Genomic DNA, 17,431 nt, shown 5'->3' on the forward strand with positions numbered 1-17,431 from the left:
AGGTTCACTATGAAAGCCTGTTTTTTAAAAAGCTGCCTTCGCGGCAGCGATACAGGAGAGACCTCATGAAACTGCGAACCTTGGCGTTAACCATCTCTGCAGCCCTAAGCCTCTTCATGGCCGGCTGCTCTACCTCTCCAACCAATGCACAAGTTGGCACCGGCGTTGGTGCCGTGGCTGGCGGCGTGGTGGGCAATGCCGTGTTTGGCGGCACGCTGGGCACCGTGGGCGGCGCAGCCGCTGGTGCACTGATTGGCAACGAAGTGGGCAAGCGCCAATAAGCTCAGACACAAGCCTTGAGACGCTAGTAGACCCCTTCACAACCATTCACCCAAAATAAGAAAGCCCCGGCATGCCGGGGCTTCTCTTTTTAACTCAAAAAAGGCTCTAGACCTTATCTTATGGGCGTAAAGCGCTATTAAAACTGCAGAATTACACGGCCTTGGGCTTGTCTGCCTTCTCTGCCTTTCCCGCACGCCATGCACCAATGATGGCAATCAGGCCAGGCACCAGAATCAGACCCCAGATAATTTTCTCCAGGTTGTTCTTCACCCATTCCATATTCCCGAAGAAATAGCCCGCCGCGCTGATGCCCACCACCCACAGAATGGCACCCATCACGTTGAAAATGCTGAAGCGTCCACGGTCCATGTGCGCCACACCGGCCACAAAGGGGGCAAAGGTACGAATAAACGGCATGAAACGCGCCAGGATGATGGTCACACCGCCGTAGCGCTCATAAAAGCTGTGGGCCTGATCAAAGGCTTTGCGGTTGAACCAGCGCGAGTCTTCCCACTGAAACACCTTGGGCCCCAGATAGCGGCCAATCGTGTAATTGCTCTGGTCGCCCAGAATGGCCGCAGCCAGCAGCACAACCACGGCCAGCGGGTAGTTCATGTAACCGGCACCGCACAGCGCCCCCACGATAAACATCAGCGAATCACCGGGCAGGAAGGGCATGACCACCACGCCAGTTTCCACAAACACGATGATGAACAGCAAGGCGTACACCCAGGGGCCGTAAGCGACGACAAATGCTTCCAGGTGCTTGTCGATATGCAGGATGAAGTCGATCAGAAACTGAATGATTTCCAAAACACAGTCCTCAAAATTAAGAAGAGGCATACCAGCGCATGCAGGCAAGTAATGTACTGCGACTGGCAGAAGCCCCTGTACCTGAGCCGCTGATCTGCTAGGAATTTTGATGTTCTGGGCACAGTTGCTTTCCCCTTGCAACAATCACAGGCACCAAAGCAGTGTTTGTTACAAGTTTTGATAAATCTATACGTCAACAATACGTCAGCTTGTCTATTCTGCTGGCACAGTAGAGACGTCAGACAGCAAGCCGTGCATTGCTGTCCAGAACACGGCCCAAGGCCGCAAGTCCAGCGTCTGACGCCTCCCCATTCTGGGGAGTCTGCAAAGATCGGACCGCTTCCCCCACAACTAGCACGACGAGAGGAATACGAGCATGAACAAGATCACTACGCGCTACGGCAAGGCCCTGACTCTGGCAGTCGCACTCACCGGCGCTCTGGCACTGGGCGGCTGCGCACATGGCCCCAGCCGTCAACAAGTGGGCATCGGCGCTGGCGCTGTTGCGGGTGGCGCTGTCGGTAATGTGCTGTTTGGCGGCCCTATCGGCACCATCGGTGGCGCTGCCGCCGGCGCGCTGGTCGGCAATGAACTGACCAAGGGTGGCCGCGGTCACCGCTACTAAGCCCTCTTTCAGAGGCTGAATAAAGAGCTGCTCATGGCAGCTCTTTTTGTTTTTGGGCGGCCAAAGACACTCACGCAAAAACTCACTCGCCAGCCGGCTTGCGCACACGCCTAGAATGATTGATGTGAACGCATCCAGCCCTGAACTCCCCCCCACCCCTTCCGAAACCATTGCACAGGCCACGGCCGCGGAGTCTCCGCGTCGGCCTATTCGCGACCTGCCCGATGAGTTGATCAGCCAGATCGCCGCCGGCGAGGTGGTGGAGCGCCCCGCATCCGTGGTGCGCGAGCTGGTCGATAACGCGCTGGACTCCGGTGCCAGCCAGATCACCCTGCGCCTTCTGGCCGGTGGTGTGCGCCTGATCGCGGTGGAAGACGATGGCTGCGGCATTCCGCGTGACGAACTGCCCGTGGCCCTGCGCCGCCATGCCACCAGCAAGATTACCGATCTGCACGACCTGGAAACCGTGGCCACCATGGGTTTCCGGGGTGAGGCGCTGGCCGCCATTGCCTCGGTATCTGAAACCTCTATCTTCTCGCGCCCGGCCGGGCAAGACACCGCCTATCTGCTGGACGCCCGCAGTGGCGAGTTGCGCCCTGCCGCCCGCAATCAGGGCACCACGGTCGAGGTCAAGGAGCTGTTCTTCTCGACCCCGGCCCGCCGTAAATTCCTCAAGACCGATGCGACCGAGCTCGCGCATTGCGTTGAGTCTGTGCGCCGCCACGCGCTGGCCCGCCCCGATGTGGGCTTTGCCATCTGGCATGAAGGCAAGCTGGTCGAGCAATGGCGCGCCGCGACCGGCACGCCCGAAGAAGCCATCGCCAGCCGGCTGGCCGACGTACTGAACGAAAAATTTGTCGCCAACTCCGTCATCGTCGATCACTGGTCCGGCCCCGTCCATGTCACCGGCCGCGCAGGCGTTCCCGATGCTTCGCGCTCCAAGCCCGACCATCAGTTCTGCTACGTCAATGGCCGCTTTGTGCGCGACAAGGTATTGACGCACGCTGCGCGCGCTGCTTACGAAGACATTCTTCACGGCAACAAACAGCCCATTTACGCGCTCTACATCGAAATCGACCCATCGCGCGTGGATGTCAACGTGCATCCCACCAAGATCGAAGTGCGCTTTCGCGAAAGCCGCGAAGTGCATCAGGCCGTGCGCCACGCTATTGAAAACGCACTGGCCGCGCCCCGCGCGGCTGCCGTGGTGGAAGCGGCTGCGCAAGAAGCCGCACGCCAACCCGGTCTGAGCGATGAATCTGCAGCCACGGCTACCAAGCCCGCAACTGCTGCCGCTCCCGCCTGGCCGCAAACACGCATGAGTTTTGGCGAGCCCGTGGTCGGCAACCCGGTCAGCGATCTCGCCAAGCTCTGGGAGCCCATGCGCGAGCAGACGCCAGTGGTTGAGACTGAAGCGCCTGCAGCACCAGCAGCCCCCGTCAAGCAAGCCGTGCCAGCAACAGAAGCCGAAGCGGTGACCGCGCCAGTCATGCCAACGCAAGCCCCTGTGTCGGAATCACCTGCTGCGCCGGTCGCTATACCTGTCACTTCGGCCAAGCCTTTTGCCGCGCCCGTGCCAGCCCCTATTCCTGTGCCTGCCCCCGTAGAGCAAGACAATGGCATCAAGCTGCGCCCATCGGGCCAGTCCAGCTACTTTCAGCAAAAAGCGGCTGTAGCGCAGGTGCAAGAAGCGCCAGCAGCTATTGAATCGATAGTTAAAGTGGCGGCACAACCCGCACCAGCGGCTGCACCTGTTGCCGCCACACCAGCCATCACCGCATCATCAGCCAGCTCAGACACCGCCCCCGTCTGGCCGCTGGGCCGTGCCGTGGCGCAGTTGCATGGCGTCTATATCCTGGCTGAAAACAGTCAGGGCATGATCATCGTAGACATGCATGCCGCCCACGAGCGCATCGTCTATGAGCAGCTCAAGAACGCGGTGAATACGGAAAATGGCGAAGAGAACATTCCCAGCCAGCCCCTGCTGATTCCGGCCACCTTCGCCGCCACGCGCGAAGAAGTTGCCACCGCCGAAGCCCATGCCGACACCTTGCTGGCGCTGGGCATGGAGGTCTCGCCCTTCTCGCCCAAGACCTTGGCCGTGCGCGCCGTACCAGCCACGCTGGCGCAGGGCGATGCGGTGGAGCTGGCCCGCAGCGTTCTGGCCGAACTGGCCCAGCATGACGCCACTACCGTGGTGCAGCGCGCGCGCAATGAAATTCTGGCCACCATGGCCTGCCATGGTGCCGTGCGCGCCAACCGCAAGCTGACGCTCGACGAGATGAATGCACTGCTGCGCCAGATGGAGGTCACCGAGCGCTCTGACCAGTGCAACCACGGCCGCCCCACCTGGCGCCAGCTGACCATGAAAGAGCTGGATGCGCTGTTTCTGCGTGGCCGCTAAAGCGGCGACAAGCAGAACAGCAAGCGCAGGGGGAAAACGCGAATCTTTCCCCCCCCTGCGCTATGAAATCCAAAGCTGCTTGCGCCTGATATTCATAGACTTCAGGTAATTTTTTGTCTTAACGCCATTCATTAAAGGCGCAGGCAGCTCTTGAATCAATAGCAACTGCTTGATTCATTGCTGCTGGCAATCTAGCAATCTGGCCAGCGCCATCAGCAGCGCCGCCAAACCGTCAAAGCCGCAACAGGGGCAGCGTCCCCCTGAACGCGCACGGACCTGCACCCACAAACATAGCCCAGCCGCAGCGCCTGCTGCATGGCTGCGGCATGCCGCGCCGATTCGTCCCGATGCGCCGCATGAAAGCAGAAATTGCACCAATTTGGTGCTACCACAAATGCGAAGCAGTGAAGATTTCACTCGCGCGATTTGCCCAATCAAAGCTGATGCCACGCGTTCTTCGCACTTTTTGCGACACGCTGATGAAAAATCCTTCACCTGAAACCCAAGCGCTAAATATCTGAAAAATAAGCATAAATGCTTTGTCCATGTTCTTTTTTGGGGCATCAATGCACCAGAATTGCGCCGACATGCACCGAAACTATGCATGGATGCATAACTTTTCGGCATAATCTTGTTTTCGCGAGTTTCAGCGTATATCCCGATCAGTCAGAAAGTTCTCTATGAAGTACGAGTCCGTAGGCCAATTCCTGGAAGAAGTTGCACAACGTAACCCCGGTCAACCCGAGTTCCTGCAAGCCGTCACCGAAGTGATGGAAAGCCTGTGGCCCTTCATCGAGAAGAACTCCAAGTACGCTGAACACGCTCTGCTGGAGCGTCTGGTCGAGCCCGAGCGCATCATCCAGTTCCGCGTGAGCTGGACTGACGACAAGGGTCAGGTGCAAGTGAACCGCGGCTTCCGTATTCAGCACAGCATGGCCATCGGTCCTTTCAAGGGCGGTCTGCGCTTCCACCCTTCCGTCAACCAGTCCGTGCTGAAGTTCCTGGCTTTCGAGCAGACCTTCAAGAACGCGCTGACCACACTGCCCATGGGCGGCGGCAAGGGCGGCTCGGACTTCGACCCCAAGGGCAAGAGCCCTGCCGAAGTCATGCGCTTCTGCCAGGCCTTCGTGACCGAGCTGTACCGCCACGTTGGTCCCGACACCGATGTGCCGGCTGGTGACATCGGCGTAGGTGGCCGCGAAGTGGGCTACATGGCCGGCATGTACAAAAAGCTGTCAAACACGGCATCTTCCGTGTTCACCGGCAAGGGCCTGGCCTTCGGCGGCTCGCTGATCCGTCCTGAAGCCACGGGCTACGGCACCGTGTACTTTGCCCGCGAAATGCTGGCCACTCGCGGTCTGTCGTTCGAAGGCAAGACGGTGTCCGTGTCCGGTTCGGGCAACGTGGCACAGTACGCCGTGGAAAAGGCCATGGAGCTGGGCGCCAAGGTTGTCACCGTGTCTGATTCCTCGGGCACCGTGTACGACGCAGCCGGTTTCACCACCGAAAAGCTGGCCATCCTGATGGATGTGAAGAACCACAAGTACGGCCGCGTCAGCGACTACGCCAAGCTGGTTTCCGGCGTTGAATTCATGGCTGGCAAGTGCCCATGGTCCATCAAGGTGGACGTGGCCCTGCCTTGCGCTACTCAGAACGAGCTGACCGAAGCCGATGCCAAGACCCTGATCGCCAACGGCGTGCTGTGCGTGGCTGAAGGTGCAAACATGCCTTCCACCAACGAAGCCGCCCGCGCCTTCGAAACGGCTGGCGTGCTGTACGCACCCGGCAAGGCATCCAACGCCGGTGGCGTGGCCACATCCGGTCTGGAAATGTCGCAAAACTCGGCTCGCCTGTCCTGGCCTGCTGAAGAAGTGGACGCCCGTCTGCTGCAAATCATGCAAAGCATCCACGCTGCCTGCGTGAAGCACGGCAAGCGCGAAGACGGCACCGTGAGCTACATCGACGGCGCCAACATCGCCGGCTTTGTGAAGGTGGCTGACGCCATGCTGGCACAAGGCGTGATCTAAGCTTTACCGCTTGATCTGCTCGCAAAAAGGCCCTTCGGGGCCTTTTTTCATGGTTACTACAGGTATCTATCTATGGCGTATGAAGTCTCGCAAAAACAGCTCACTCCGCGTCAGTATCCAGCCGCAGCTCTGCACACATAAAGGGCTTCCCCTAGGATTGCCCCTCTTCCTGCATTCGGCCTCGCGCCTTCTGCCCTCTGACAACGCCCGGTACAGCCGGGCGCTTTGCATTTGTTATTGCCCGTGACTGCTTTATCCTGCTGGCGTCTGGCTTGTGCCAGCACCGCCGCTTTGACCGCGCTGATTTCCGCAGCTTCCGCCCATGCCCAGCAAGCGCCCAATGGCACGCTGCAAATCTATGGCCGTATCAACTCTTCAATAGAAAGCTCGCGGACCGAAGGCCAGGCCGCCGTGCAGAGCCTGCGCAGCAACGAATCCTTCTGGGGTCTGCGCGGGCAGGAAGATCTGGGCGGCGGCATGCAGGCCGGGTTCATTCTGGAGCACGGCTTTGAGCTGGACACTGGCACGAACAGCGGTAGCAACTACTTCAATCGCAAGAACGAGGTGAATCTGAGCGGCAGCTTCGGCATGCTGCGCATGGGCCATATGTTCAGCGAGGCCTACTACGCCACAGCCGATGTGGTGAGCATGCACAACTTTGACACCGGCATCTCATCCGATGCGCTGTATGCGTGGGTCTCCAATGGCAGCAACCATGTGTCCTGGCGCCTGCCTGAATATCAGGGCCTGACCGTGGAACTGGGCACCAGCCTGCATGAAAAGCAGGCCGAGCCCAGCAAAAACGCATGGGACCTGGCTGCCAATTACGCGCTGGGCGACTTGTCGCTGGGCATGGGCTACAACCGCTGGGGCGTGGCCGAACAAGCCACCCTGCGCGCCACCTACACCATGGGCGCGTGGACGCTGGCCGGCTTGATCCAGAACAGCCATGGATGGGATCAGGCTCACTATAAGGTTGATAGCAGCCAGCGCACACGCAATATGGGTCGCGTGGCTATTCAGTATGAAGACGGCCCCAGCGAATATCACCTGAACGCAGGCTATGCCAGCAAGGTGGGCGGCGAGGCAGGTACGCAGGCCATGCAGTGGACGCTGGCATACAACTACAACTTCAATCCCCGCACCAAGCTCTACGCGCTCTACACCCGCATCAACAACCACGAGCGCGCCAGCTATCTGACGGGCGAGGCGGGTGTGGGCGCCCGTTCTGTGGCCATGGGCATACGGCACTACTTCTAAAAAATCGCTCCCATCAAAAAGCGCGGTGCATCAGCGGGCAAGCCCTCATGCACCGCTTGCGCGCAGCGGGTACAAAAGTTTCTTTGACTTTTCACCCCAAGGACTGCCATGCGCCACTTGCTCAAACCCGCTGCCCTGCTTTGCACCAGCGCCCTGTTTCTCATCAGCGGCAGTGCCATGGCGCAGGCCAGTGGCCTGTCGCGCACCATGGTGGGCAAGGCCGATGTCTCGGTACCGGGCCGCGAGGCGGTAGTGGCCAAGGTTGAGGTGGCACCGGGTGCACGCGCCGGTCGCCACACCCATCCCGGCGATGAAATCAGCTACATCAGCGAAGGCGAAGTGGACTTGCTCATCGACGGCCAGCCGCCCCGCACCCTCAAGGCCGGTGAATCGTTTGTGGTGCCCGCCGGCGTGGTGCATGACGCGCACAACGCCAGCAGCGGCACGGTAAAACTGATTGGCGTGTATGTGGTGGAAAAGGGCAAGCCACTGGCCACGCCTGCGCCTTGATCGTTTAAGAAAAACCGCTGCTTACCCACAAAAAGTGCCGTAAAAAACCGCAGTTCATCGCTGCGGTTTTTGTCTTTGTACGATCAACGCATCATGAAGAAGCACCTCATTACCGTCCTGCTGCTGTGCGCAGCCACCAGCGCCGCTCTGGCCGAAAAGCCCACACCTGCAGCCATGCAGGAGATTGAGCATTTGATCAGTCACCTTAAAAACTCAGGCTGTGAATTTCAGCGCAATGGCAGCTGGTATGACAGCGCCAAGGCGGCAGACCACCTGCGCGGCAAATACGACTACCTGCTCAAAAAGGGCTGGCTGGTCACGTCTGAAGACTTCATCACCCGCGCCGCCAGCGAAAGCAGCATGAGCCATAAGCCCTACCAGGTGCGCTGCGCAGGCAAGGAGGCAGAGCCCAGCGCGGCCTGGCTGAAGGCCGAGCTGATGCGCTATCGCACCAAATAAAAGCCGTTAGACAGCTCGACGGCGATCAGCTGCCGCGCTTCACCGCCGCATCGCACCAGCGCTGCGCCACCTTGGGCGATGTGCTGCACACCGCATCATGCGTGACGGTGGTCACGGCTCGCTCCAGCAGCTGAATATCGGCTTCATGCTGGCGGGCCACATGTGGATCTTCAAAAAAGATGGCGCGGTGGCAGCGCTTTTCCAGCACCAGGTCGGCAATCTGCGCATCGCCGCCCAGCGGGCCGCTGTTGTAGCGGTCCACCCAGGGCTTGTCGGCGGGCCAGCCCTTGCTCCAGGCCATCTCATTGAGCTTCTGGCCCGTGGTACCCGTGCCCACGCGGCGGCGATAGCGGCTTAGCAAGTCAAAGTTGCGCTCCGCAAAGTCCATCATCGTGGGCTTCATGGCGTCGTGGGCGATCAGCGCCAGCGTCTGGTTTTCATAGTCATAAAAACGGTCTGCATTGCGGTCACGCGCAAAACCGGCGTGAATGCGCTCCATCTCAATCCAGTCGCGCGTGGATGCCACGGTAGACAGAAACGGCTTGCCGTGAATCACGCACTGGCGCTTCATGGCCAGCGCTTCCGGGAAGATGGAAGAAGGGTCTACCGGGTCCATCAGGTAGATGGCGCCATCCAGCGTGCGCTCGTCACCCTCCATACCCACCACTTCGGCGACCAGCTTCATCAGCCCGCCTTCGCGGCCATAGGGGTAACGCACCAGACCTTTGTAGCCCTGCAGCATGCTGGCGGCCGTGATGGCATCGTAGGTACGACCCACGGTATGAAAGCCGAGCTTGAGCTCGCGAATCCCAGCCTCGCAGGCGCGCAGCAAGGAAAACAGCGCGGCATCCTCGGTCTGGTGATGAAGTTTGTTGGCCGCAAGGCCCAGGCAGATCGACATATTGAACTAATCCTCAAACAGGCTTCAAGCGCTCACAGATACTGCACAACCAGCTATCGATTTGTGCGTTGAAACACCCCTCAAGAATATCGCCAATTCATGTCCTGCAAATGAATCGGGCAGGTTGAGACAGCCATACTTGCGCAGCACTTGACAGCCGCCCTCTCTGCACCTCACTCGACCATGCCTTTGCTCTCACGCTTCTGGAATCTGCACCGCACCTTGATCGCGCTGGGGCTGATCGCGCTTGCTGGTCTTGCCACCTGGGGCTTGAACGAACTGGACACCCGGCAGCGCCTGTGGATTTTTCAGCCCAGTGACCGCAGCTGGTCCGGTGCCAGCACCGCAGGCATGCAGGAGCAGTGGATTGACTTTCACAGCCGCGACGGCAGCGCCGCAAAACTGCATGCCCTATGGATGCCATCCAGCAACGCCAAGGCCCCGCTGCTGCTGTTTCTGCACGGTGCGCGCTGGAATGTGACGGGTTCATCACCCCGCATCAGGCGGCTACATGACATGGGTTTTTCAGTACTGGCCGTGGACTACCGGGGCTTTGGCCAGAGCAGCAAGGCTCTGCCCTCTGAAGCATCAGCCGCCGAAGACGCCCGCGCTGCATGGCGCTGGCTGGGTCAGAAGGCGGCGGGCAAGCCGCGCTATATCTTTGGTCACTCTCTGGGTGGCGCTATAGCAATCGACCTGGCCAGCGCCGTGAATGATGAACAGGGTGTGATCGTCGAATCCACCTTCACCAGCATCCCCGATGTGTTTGACTCCATGCGCTGGGGCTGGCTGCCGGTGGACTGGCTGATTACGCAGCGCTTTGACTCCGTGGGCAAGGTGGCCCGCATTGGCTCGCCGCTGCTGGTTGTGCATGGCTCGGCAGACCCGCTGATTCCCGCCCAGCTGGGCCAGCAGCTGTTTGACGCGGCCCAGCAGCCCAAGCGCTTTTTGCTGGTGGATGGCGCCACGCACCACAACACCCAGAGCAAGGCGCTCAAGCAATACCGGGCAGCCCTGCAGGAGCTGTTCGGGATTGGAACGAGATAGGCGGAGGCCGTCCCAGCAAAGCCCAAACCCGGACCCATAAGATGTTTAAGCTATTTAAAAACCAATTTTTATTATTTTTCTTTTTATAGAGATTTTTTCAGAATGCATGGACTGGCGCACGCGCCGCACTTTTGTGATCTACAGCCATGCATTCCCGTCGTTCTTTTCTGCAGCAGTCGCTGCTTGCCGCCAGCGCCGCGAGCTTCTCTTTGAACTCCTTGGCCAAGGCTGCTGAAGCGGCTTCCGTACCCCAGGCCAGCCGCATTCTGGTGGGCTTTGGCGCAGGTGGCGGCATTGATTTGCTAGCGCGCGTGCTGGCCGAAAACATCGCCTCACAACTGGGCAAGAGCCACTATGTGGTGGTGGACAACAAGCCGGGTGCCAACGGGCAGATTGCAGCGCAGATTCTGCTCAATGCGCCCAGCGACGGCGGCACTTATCTAATCGCTCCGCTGATCACTCCGGTACTCTCACAGATCGTCTACAAAAAGCCCGGCTACGACCCGGCCCGCGACTTTTCCCCGGTCAGCCTGCTTGCGCATTTCCAGTTCGGTCTGGCCGTTCCGGCCAAGCACCCGGCGCGCAATATTCAGGAATATGTGGCCTGGCTCAAGGCCCATCCACAGCAAGCCAATTTCGGCAGCCCAGCCGTGGGCAGCCTGCCCCATTTCTTCGGCCTGCTGCTGGGCGAAGCCGCCGGGGTCAACATCGTGCATGTGCCCTACAAAGGCGGCCCGGCCATGATGACCGACCTGATCAGCGGCCAGCTGGCTTCAGCGATTCAAACCACCAGCGAACTTGGCCCCTTGCATAAGGAAGGCAAGGTGCGCATTCTGGGTACCTTCGGCAACCAGCGCAGCCGCGAATTGCCAGAAGTGCCGACCTTTGCCGAGGCCGGTTACCCCAAAGCCACGGGCAGCGGCTGGTACAGCCTGTGGGCGCGCAAGGGCACACCGGCAGAGGCGGTTCAAACCGTCAACCATGCCGTCAACCAGGCCCTGCTCGACCCCAAGCTGCAGCCCAAATGGGCCGAGCTTTCTCTGCAACCCGACCCGCGCACGCCGCAGGCGCTGGAGCAACTGCGTGTGGCCGAGATCGCCAAGTGGCGCCCCGTCATCACGGCCTCGGGTTTCTCCATCGAATAATCACTGCAACTGACTCATGACCGCTCCGAATATTGTTTTCATCCTGGCCGACGACCTGGGCTGGGCCGACCTTGGCGTCTATGGCGCAACCGACTTCAAGACGCCGCACCTGGACCGCCTTGCCGCGCAAGGCGTGCGCTTCAACCAAGCCTATGCCAACTCCGCTGTCTGCTCGGCCACCCGCATCGCACTGATTACCGGGCGCTACCAATACCGTCTGCGTGCTGGTCTTGAAGAACCGCTAGCGCGCTCAGGCGGCCAGCTGGGCCTGCCGCCTGAGCACCCCACGCTGCCCTCACTACTCAAAAATGCCGGCTACGACACCGCACTCATAGGCAAGTGGCATCTGGGCCAGCCCCCTGCTTATGGGCCGCAGCGCAGCGGTTACGACTATTTCTTTGGCAACCACCACGGCGCCATCGACTACTTCACACACAAGCCTGGTGTGGGCGAACAATTCGGCCGCGATCTCTGGCAGGGCAGCGAGCCTGTGGAGCGCTCGGGCTACTACACCTACATCCTCGGCGACGAAGCCACGCGCTATGTGCAAGAGCGCAAGAACAGCGACAAGCCTTTTTTCCTCTCGCTGCATTTCACGGCACCGCACTGGCCCTGGGAGGGGCCGGATGACGAGCATGTCGCACACAGCATCAAGAACCTGTTTCACTACGACGGCGGCAGCCTGAAGAAGTACGGCGAAATCGTCGAAGCGCTGGACAAGGCCGTGGGCCAGGTGCTGCAGGCGCTAGACGACAGCGGTCAGGCCGACAACACCATCGTCATCTTCACCAGCGACAACGGTGGCGAGCGCTTTTCCAAGACCTGGCCATTCACGGGCCAGAAGACCGAGCTTCTGGAAGGTGGCATCCGCGTGCCCACGCTGCTGCGCTGGAGCGCTCGCATTCAGCCCCAGGTGCAGGAACAGATCACCGCCACTTTTGACTGGCTGCCCACGCTGCTGGCTGCAGCCGGAGCCCGGCAAGACCCCGACTTTCCCAGCGATGGCCAGAACATCCTGCCTGTTTTGGAAGGCGATGCGCCGGGCGAAGAACGCACTCTGTTCTGGCGCTACAAATCCCAAGCCCAGCGCGCCGTGCGGCAGGGCCCCTGGAAATATCTCAAGATCAATGACAACGAGTTTTTGTTCAACGTCGAAGAGGATGCCCGCGAGCGCGCCAACCTCAAGGACCATCAGCCCGAAATCTTCACCTGCCTGCGCAGGCAGTGGGAAGAGTGGAATGAGCAGTTGCTGCCGATTACTGCCGAAAGCTACAGCCACGGCCTGTCGCCGGACATTCAGGCCGACCGTTATGTACCCGCCAGCCTGAAACAGGGCTAAGCCCTGCCACCATGAGGAAGCACCTAGGGTGCGTTATCCTTTGCAGCCTGCAAACGCAAATGGTCCGTGTCTCACGGGCCATTTGTTTTTGGCTCTCAGCCCTGTAATGATTTCTGCGCCATGACTGCTTCTCATCCCCTGCCCTGTATCGCCATCGCCGGCCCCACCGCCTCAGGCAAAACTGCTGCGGCACTGGCGCTGTCTGAACTGCTGGCGCAGCGCGGGCAGAAGACGGAAATCATCAGCGTGGACTCGGCCCTGGTCTACAAAAGCATGGACATTGGCACGGCCAAACCGACAGCCGCAGAACTGGCTGCCGTGCCGCATCACCTCATCGACATCATCGACCCGCTGCAGTCCTATAGCGCCGCAGAGTTTGTGCGCGACACGCAAAAGCTGGTTGATGAAATCCGCAGCCGCAACGCCATACCGCTGCTGGTGGGCGGCACCATGCTTTATTTCAAGGCGCTGATGGATGGGCTGGACGACATGCCCGCCGCAGACCCCGAAGTGCGCACCATGCTGGATGCGCAAGCCGCCGAGCTAGGCTGGCCTGCCATGCATGCCAAGCTGGCCGAAGCCGACCCCGTGACCGCTGCACGTCTTGCCCCCGGCGACAGCCAGCGCATTCAGCGTGCGCTGGAGGTATGGCATGTTTCTGGCAAACCGCTGTCGAGCTTTCACACTACCAAAAACAAAGCAGGCCCCGCAGAGCAGATGGGTCTTGCAGCCCTTTTCTCCTTGGAACCCGAAGACCGTAAATGGCTGCATCAACGCATTGCACAGCGCTTTGATCTGATGCTGCAGCAAGGCTTTCTGGATGAGGTGCGCCAACTGCGCGCACGCGGTGATCTGCATCTGGATCTGCCATCGATGCGCTGCGTGGGCTACCGTCAGGCCTGGGAAGAACTGGACTGGCAAGACCAGCACAATCTGCCCGAAATCAACCGCCATCTGCTGCGCGAAAAAGGCATTGCTGCCACCCGCCAGCTGGCCAAGCGCCAGATTACGTGGCTTCGCTCCATGCCCCAGCGCCGCGCCATTGCCTGCGATGCACCAGATGCCCAGCAGCAACTGCTAGATGCCGCCATGGCCGTTATTGACGAAGCGCAGCAAGCCGCTCGCTGAGCGCGGTCAACACCCAGCCTGCGCTGGTTAAGATGCCTTCATGGCAGCCAACGCATCAAACCCGACCTCATCCCAGCCACTGCTGCAAGTTCAAGACCTGGCCAAACGCTATGGTCAGGCGCAAGCCCAGAGCACTGTTTTTGAGCAGGTCAGCTGCGAGGTTAAGGCCGGTGAGTTTGTCGCCATCGTCGGTAACTCGGGCGTAGGCAAGTCCACCTTCCTCAACTGCCTTGCCGGTCTTGACAGCTGGCAGCAAGGCCAGGTGCTGCATCAGGGCACAGACCTTTCCACCCTGAACGAAACAGAGCGTGCCATCTGGCGCCGGGCACATCTGGGCTTTGTGTTTCAAGCCTTCCATGTGCTGCCGCATCTGGATGTGGCGCAGAACATCGCCCTGCCACTGATGCTGCTGGGCCGCATGAATACGCAAGGTGGGCAACGCGTGCAGCAGGTGCTCGAAGCCGTAGGGCTGGATGGACTGGGCCAGCGCCTGCCGCAGCAGCTCAGTGGCGGCCAGTTGCAGCGTGTGGCCATTGCCCGCGCACTCGTGCATTCGCCGCAGCTGCTGCTGGCCGATGAGCCCACGGGCAACCTGGACCCATCCACCGCACAGCAGGTCATGGACTTGCTGCTGCAGCAAACTCGCGACAACGGCACGGCACTCATCCTTGTCACCCATTCCGCCGATGCGGCAAAACGCGCAGATCGCGTGCTGCGGCTAACGGCCAGCGGCATGCAGGCAGAGCCCGCGCAGTGATGTCACGCTCCCCCATTTTTCTGCTGCTGACCAGCTTCTCCTGGCAGGAGCTGCGCCAGCACCCCTGGCGCACTGCCACGGCGCTGCTCGCCATCATGCTGGGCGTGGCGCTGGGCTTTGCCGTGCATGTCATCAACCAGTCGGCGCTTGATGAGTTCTCGCGTGCGGTGCGCAGCGTCAACGGCCAGCCTGATCTGCAATTGCACGCCATGCAAGGTGGCCTGCCGCTGGCGCTGTACCCGCAAGTCGCCAAGACCCAAGGCATTGCGAATGCCGTGCCCTGGCTGGAGACCACCGTGTTGCTGCCCGCGAACCATCCCGGCAGCGCCAGTCATGCCACCGGCGACACCAGTGCCAACAGCACAAAAAGCGCAATACAAGGTGCGACTCAAGGCACTGCGCTGCGCGTGCTGGGCAGCGATGCGCTCAAGCTGGCCCCCGTCGCCCCCGCGCTGATGCCGAAATTGTTTGAAGGCGGCAACCGGCTCGATCTGTTTGCGCCCGATGCGGTGTTTCTCAACGCCGCCGCCTTGCAGGCTTTGCATCTCAGCCCCGAACAAGCCATCAACGCCCCCTTGCAATGGCTGCTCAATGGCCAGCCCCAGCAACTGCGCATTGCAGGCACGGTGGCGGCCTCAGGCGCTCCGCTTGTCGTCATGGACATTGCCGCACTGCAGCAAAAACTGCAGCGCTTTGACAGCATTGACCGCATCGATCTTTTGCTGGCCGACAGCACCGATCGCAGCCAGATCACGGCCGCTTTACACGCCCTACCCGCATGGCAGAGCCAGGTGCTGATTCAGCAACCCAGCGACGACCAGCAGCGCGTGGGCGAGATGTCGCGCGCCTACCGAGTCAATCTGACGGTGCTGGCGCTGGTAGCCTTGTTCACCGGGGCATTTCTGGTGTTCTCAGTACTGGCGCTCAGCGTGGCGCAACGTGCACCGCAGTTTGCGCTGCTGGCCGTGCTGGGTGCCACACCCCGCCAGCGTATGGCTCTGGTGCTGCTTGAGGCCCTGGCGCTGGGCGTTCTGGGCAGTCTGGCCGGTATTGCACTGGGCAGTGCACTGGCTTGGCTGGCGCTGCAAGTACTGGGCGGCGACCTGGGAGGCGGCTTTTTTTCCGGCGTGCAGCCCGCACTGCACTGGAGCCCTGTCGCGGCTCTGGTATTTGGCCTGCTGGGCGTTGCCGCCACGCTGGCTGGCGCATGGTGGCCTGCACGCGCCGCCATGGATTTACCGCCCGCAGCCACGCTTAAAGGCTTGGGCAGCACGCATGAGAAAACGCCGCACCTGTGGCCTGCACTGCTACTTCTTTCAGCCAGCGTGGCGCTGGCCTTTATGCCGCCTGTGGCTGGCATTCCGCTGGCCGCCTATATCGCGGTGGGCTTGCTGCTGCTGGGCGGCATGGCGGCGCTACCGTGGCTGCTGGGTGCGGTGCTGGGACTGGTGCCCGCCAGACTGTCACGCCAGCCGCTGGCCATGCTGGCGCTTGAACGCGCGCGCCGCATGCGCCACGCAACCACGGTGGCCGTGGGCGGCGTGGTGGCCAGCCTGAGTCTGGCGGTAGCGCTGACAGTGATGGTCACCAGCTTTCGCGGCAGCATGATGGAGTGGCTGGATGCCGTGCTGCCCGCCCCTCTGTATGTACGCGCCGCCGGTGGCTCAAGCCGTGTCGATGCCGCCCTGCTGCCCGCCGACGCCGCACAGCGCATCAGCCAGTTGCCAGGGGTTGAGCGCGCTCAAGCCATGCGCAGCAGCCAGTTGGTGCTCAGCCCGGAGCGCCCCGCCATCAGCCTGTTGATTCGCCCGCTTAAAGGTGATCAGGCCATGCAACTGCCATGGGTAGACGGGCCGCTAACCTCAACGCGCAGTGGCATCCCCGTACATATCAGCGAAGCCGTGGCCCAGTTGTATGACTTGAAGCCCGGCGATGAATGGCCGCTGCTTTCAAAGGCTTTCAGCCTTCAAACGCTTGATCATCAAGCGCAAGCAGCTACGTTTTACATAGCATCCATTTGGCGCGACTATGTGCGCCAGTTTGGCGCTGTGGCACTGGACTGGCAGGACTATCTGGCTCTTGCTGGTGATGGCGGCAATGCAGCCCAGATCAGCGAAGTTGCCATCTGGCCCCGGCATGAAGGCGCGCTCACACCAGCCGGTTTGCAAGCTGATTTACAAGCCGCCATAGAGCAAGCCATCACCACGCCGGGCCAGCCTGCTCCGGCGCTGGAGTTTGTCAGCAGTACCTCCTTGCGCGAGCGGTCGCTGCGCATTTTTGATCGCAGCTTTGCCGTCACCTACTGGCTACAGGCCGTAGCCATTGGCATTGGCCTGTTCGGCATTGCCGCCAGCTTCAGCGCCCAGGTGCTGGCGCGGCGTAAAGAGTTCGGGCTGCTGGCCCACCTTGGCCTCACCCGCCGCAATGTGCTCAGCGTGGTCGCGGCAGAAGGTCTGGCCTGGACCACGCTGGGCGCCATTGCTGGCACGCTGCTGGGGCTGGGTGTGGCAGTGATTCTGGTGCACGTGGTCAACCCGCAAAGCTTTCACTGGACGATGGAGCTGCGCCTGCCCGCACTGCGCCTGCTGAGCCTTGCTGCGGCGGTGATACTCGCCGGTGTCATCACCGCCTGGCTGGCCGGGCGAAAGGCTGCCAGCGCAGATGCCGTTCTCGCCGTGAAAGAAGACTGGTAAGGACTAAACACCTGGTGGCTATACCTGCGATTGCAGCAGCG

At 60.9% G+C, this 17,431-nt stretch carries 16 protein-coding genes; 14 read left to right on the forward strand and 2 right to left on the reverse strand.

What is annotated here, in order from left to right; translation table 11 throughout:
* Positions 1-65: 65 nt before the first annotated feature.
* A complete protein-coding gene (locus CLU84_RS15085; RefSeq protein ID WP_099738123.1) occupies positions 66-281 on the forward strand; it encodes a glycine zipper 2TM domain-containing protein in 216 nt (71 codons plus the stop codon).
* 151 nt (positions 282-432) lie between these two features.
* Here the strand turns inward: CLU84_RS15085 and CLU84_RS15090 are convergent, their stop codons facing one another.
* Positions 433-1,095 carry a DedA family protein gene (locus CLU84_RS15090; RefSeq protein ID WP_099738124.1) on the reverse strand — a complete coding sequence of 221 codons (663 nt, stop codon included), beginning with the start codon at positions 1,093-1,095 and terminating at the stop codon, positions 433-435.
* Between the two features lie 376 nt (positions 1,096-1,471).
* On the opposite strand from CLU84_RS15090, the gene CLU84_RS15095 reads away from it, so the two are divergent.
* The 7 genes from CLU84_RS15095 (at position 1,472) to CLU84_RS15125 (ending at position 8,380) form a co-directional block, all read left to right on the forward strand.
* Entirely contained in the window at positions 1,472-1,720 is a 249-nt protein-coding gene (locus tag CLU84_RS15095; protein ID WP_099738125.1) for a hypothetical protein, read from the forward strand.
* Positions 1,721-1,835: 115 nt separating this feature from the next.
* Positions 1,836-4,124 carry a DNA mismatch repair endonuclease MutL gene (gene mutL, locus CLU84_RS15100; RefSeq protein ID WP_099738126.1) on the forward strand — a complete coding sequence of 763 codons (2,289 nt, stop codon included), beginning with the start codon at positions 1,836-1,838 and terminating at the stop codon, positions 4,122-4,124.
* 356 nt (positions 4,125-4,480) lie between these two features.
* Positions 4,481-4,645, forward strand: coding sequence for a hypothetical protein (locus CLU84_RS22075; RefSeq protein WP_158235230.1), 165 nt, complete (start codon positions 4,481-4,483; stop codon positions 4,643-4,645).
* A 159-nt stretch (positions 4,646-4,804) separates the two neighbouring features.
* Entirely contained in the window at positions 4,805-6,151 is a 1,347-nt protein-coding gene (gdhA, locus tag CLU84_RS15110; protein WP_099738128.1) for an NADP-specific glutamate dehydrogenase, read from the forward strand.
* Between the two features lie 243 nt (positions 6,152-6,394).
* A complete protein-coding gene (locus CLU84_RS15115; protein ID WP_158235232.1) occupies positions 6,395-7,411 on the forward strand; it encodes a porin in 1,017 nt (338 codons plus the stop codon).
* A gap of 108 nt (positions 7,412-7,519) precedes the next feature.
* A complete protein-coding gene (locus CLU84_RS15120; protein ID WP_099738130.1) occupies positions 7,520-7,921 on the forward strand; it encodes a cupin domain-containing protein in 402 nt (133 codons plus the stop codon).
* A gap of 93 nt (positions 7,922-8,014) precedes the next feature.
* The gene (locus CLU84_RS15125; protein WP_099738131.1) at positions 8,015-8,380 is read left to right on the forward strand and encodes a DUF5329 domain-containing protein; all 366 of its coding nucleotides are present in this window, start codon (positions 8,015-8,017) and stop codon (positions 8,378-8,380) included.
* 25 nt (positions 8,381-8,405) lie between these two features.
* Here the strand turns inward: CLU84_RS15125 and CLU84_RS15130 are convergent, their stop codons facing one another.
* Positions 8,406-9,281 (reverse strand): methylglyoxal synthase, encoded by an 876-nt coding sequence (locus tag CLU84_RS15130; protein ID WP_099738132.1) that lies wholly within the window; start codon positions 9,279-9,281, stop codon positions 8,406-8,408.
* 183 nt (positions 9,282-9,464) lie between these two features.
* Here CLU84_RS15130 and CLU84_RS15135 point away from each other — a divergent pair, with 183 nt between their 5' ends.
* From CLU84_RS15135 to CLU84_RS15160, 6 genes are all read left to right on the forward strand, one after another.
* Positions 9,465-10,328 (forward strand): alpha/beta hydrolase, encoded by an 864-nt coding sequence (locus CLU84_RS15135; RefSeq protein WP_099739040.1) that lies wholly within the window; start codon positions 9,465-9,467, stop codon positions 10,326-10,328.
* A 146-nt stretch (positions 10,329-10,474) separates the two neighbouring features.
* Positions 10,475-11,473: a Bug family tripartite tricarboxylate transporter substrate binding protein gene (locus CLU84_RS15140; RefSeq protein WP_099738133.1), complete on the forward strand. Its 999-nt coding sequence runs from the start codon at positions 10,475-10,477 to the stop codon at positions 11,471-11,473.
* 16 nt (positions 11,474-11,489) lie between these two features.
* Positions 11,490-12,812 carry a sulfatase gene (locus CLU84_RS15145; RefSeq protein ID WP_099738134.1) on the forward strand — a complete coding sequence of 441 codons (1,323 nt, stop codon included), beginning with the start codon at positions 11,490-11,492 and terminating at the stop codon, positions 12,810-12,812.
* A 120-nt stretch (positions 12,813-12,932) separates the two neighbouring features.
* Positions 12,933-13,940 carry a tRNA (adenosine(37)-N6)-dimethylallyltransferase MiaA gene (miaA, locus tag CLU84_RS15150; protein WP_099738135.1) on the forward strand — a complete coding sequence of 336 codons (1,008 nt, stop codon included), beginning with the start codon at positions 12,933-12,935 and terminating at the stop codon, positions 13,938-13,940.
* A 40-nt stretch (positions 13,941-13,980) separates the two neighbouring features.
* On the forward strand, positions 13,981-14,697 hold the full coding sequence (locus CLU84_RS15155) for an ABC transporter ATP-binding protein (RefSeq protein WP_099738136.1): 717 nt from the start codon (positions 13,981-13,983) through the stop codon (positions 14,695-14,697).
* Positions 14,697-17,390, forward strand: a complete 2,694-nt coding sequence (locus CLU84_RS15160; protein ID WP_099738137.1) for an FtsX-like permease family protein — start codon at positions 14,697-14,699, stop codon at positions 17,388-17,390. The genes CLU84_RS15155 and CLU84_RS15160 overlap by 1 nt, the downstream gene beginning before the upstream one ends.
* The last annotated feature ends 41 nt before the right edge of the window (positions 17,391-17,431 follow it).

The sequence above is a fragment of the Comamonas sp. 26 genome, from assembly GCF_002754475.1.
Lineage (GTDB): Bacteria > Pseudomonadota > Gammaproteobacteria > Burkholderiales > Burkholderiaceae_C > Comamonas.

Bases quoted from the DNA above. Each gene is read 5' to 3' on its own strand.
- CLU84_RS15085 (WP_099738123.1), top strand. From the start codon at position 66: ATGAAACTGCGAACCTTGGCGTTAACCATCTCTGCAGCCCTAAGCCTC.
- CLU84_RS15095 (WP_099738125.1), top strand. From the start codon at position 1,472: ATGAACAAGATCACTACGCGCTACGGCAAGGCCCTGACTCTGGCAGTC.
- mutL (WP_099738126.1), top strand. From the start codon at position 1,836: ATGATTGATGTGAACGCATCCAGCCCTGAACTCCCCCCCACCCCTTCC.
- CLU84_RS22075 (WP_158235230.1), top strand. From the start codon at position 4,481: ATGAAAGCAGAAATTGCACCAATTTGGTGCTACCACAAATGCGAAGCA.
- gdhA (WP_099738128.1), top strand. From the start codon at position 4,805: ATGAAGTACGAGTCCGTAGGCCAATTCCTGGAAGAAGTTGCACAACGT.
- CLU84_RS15120 (WP_099738130.1), top strand. From the start codon at position 7,520: ATGCGCCACTTGCTCAAACCCGCTGCCCTGCTTTGCACCAGCGCCCTG.
- CLU84_RS15125 (WP_099738131.1), top strand. From the start codon at position 8,015: ATGAAGAAGCACCTCATTACCGTCCTGCTGCTGTGCGCAGCCACCAGC.
- CLU84_RS15130 (WP_099738132.1), bottom strand. From the start codon at position 9,281: ATGTCGATCTGCCTGGGCCTTGCGGCCAACAAACTTCATCACCAGACC.
- CLU84_RS15135 (WP_099739040.1), top strand. From the start codon at position 9,465: ATGCCTTTGCTCTCACGCTTCTGGAATCTGCACCGCACCTTGATCGCG.
- CLU84_RS15140 (WP_099738133.1), top strand. From the start codon at position 10,475: ATGCATTCCCGTCGTTCTTTTCTGCAGCAGTCGCTGCTTGCCGCCAGC.
- CLU84_RS15145 (WP_099738134.1), top strand. From the start codon at position 11,490: ATGACCGCTCCGAATATTGTTTTCATCCTGGCCGACGACCTGGGCTGG.
- miaA (WP_099738135.1), top strand. From the start codon at position 12,933: ATGACTGCTTCTCATCCCCTGCCCTGTATCGCCATCGCCGGCCCCACC.
- CLU84_RS15155 (WP_099738136.1), top strand. From the start codon at position 13,981: ATGGCAGCCAACGCATCAAACCCGACCTCATCCCAGCCACTGCTGCAA.
- CLU84_RS15160 (WP_099738137.1), top strand. From the start codon at position 14,697: ATGTCACGCTCCCCCATTTTTCTGCTGCTGACCAGCTTCTCCTGGCAG.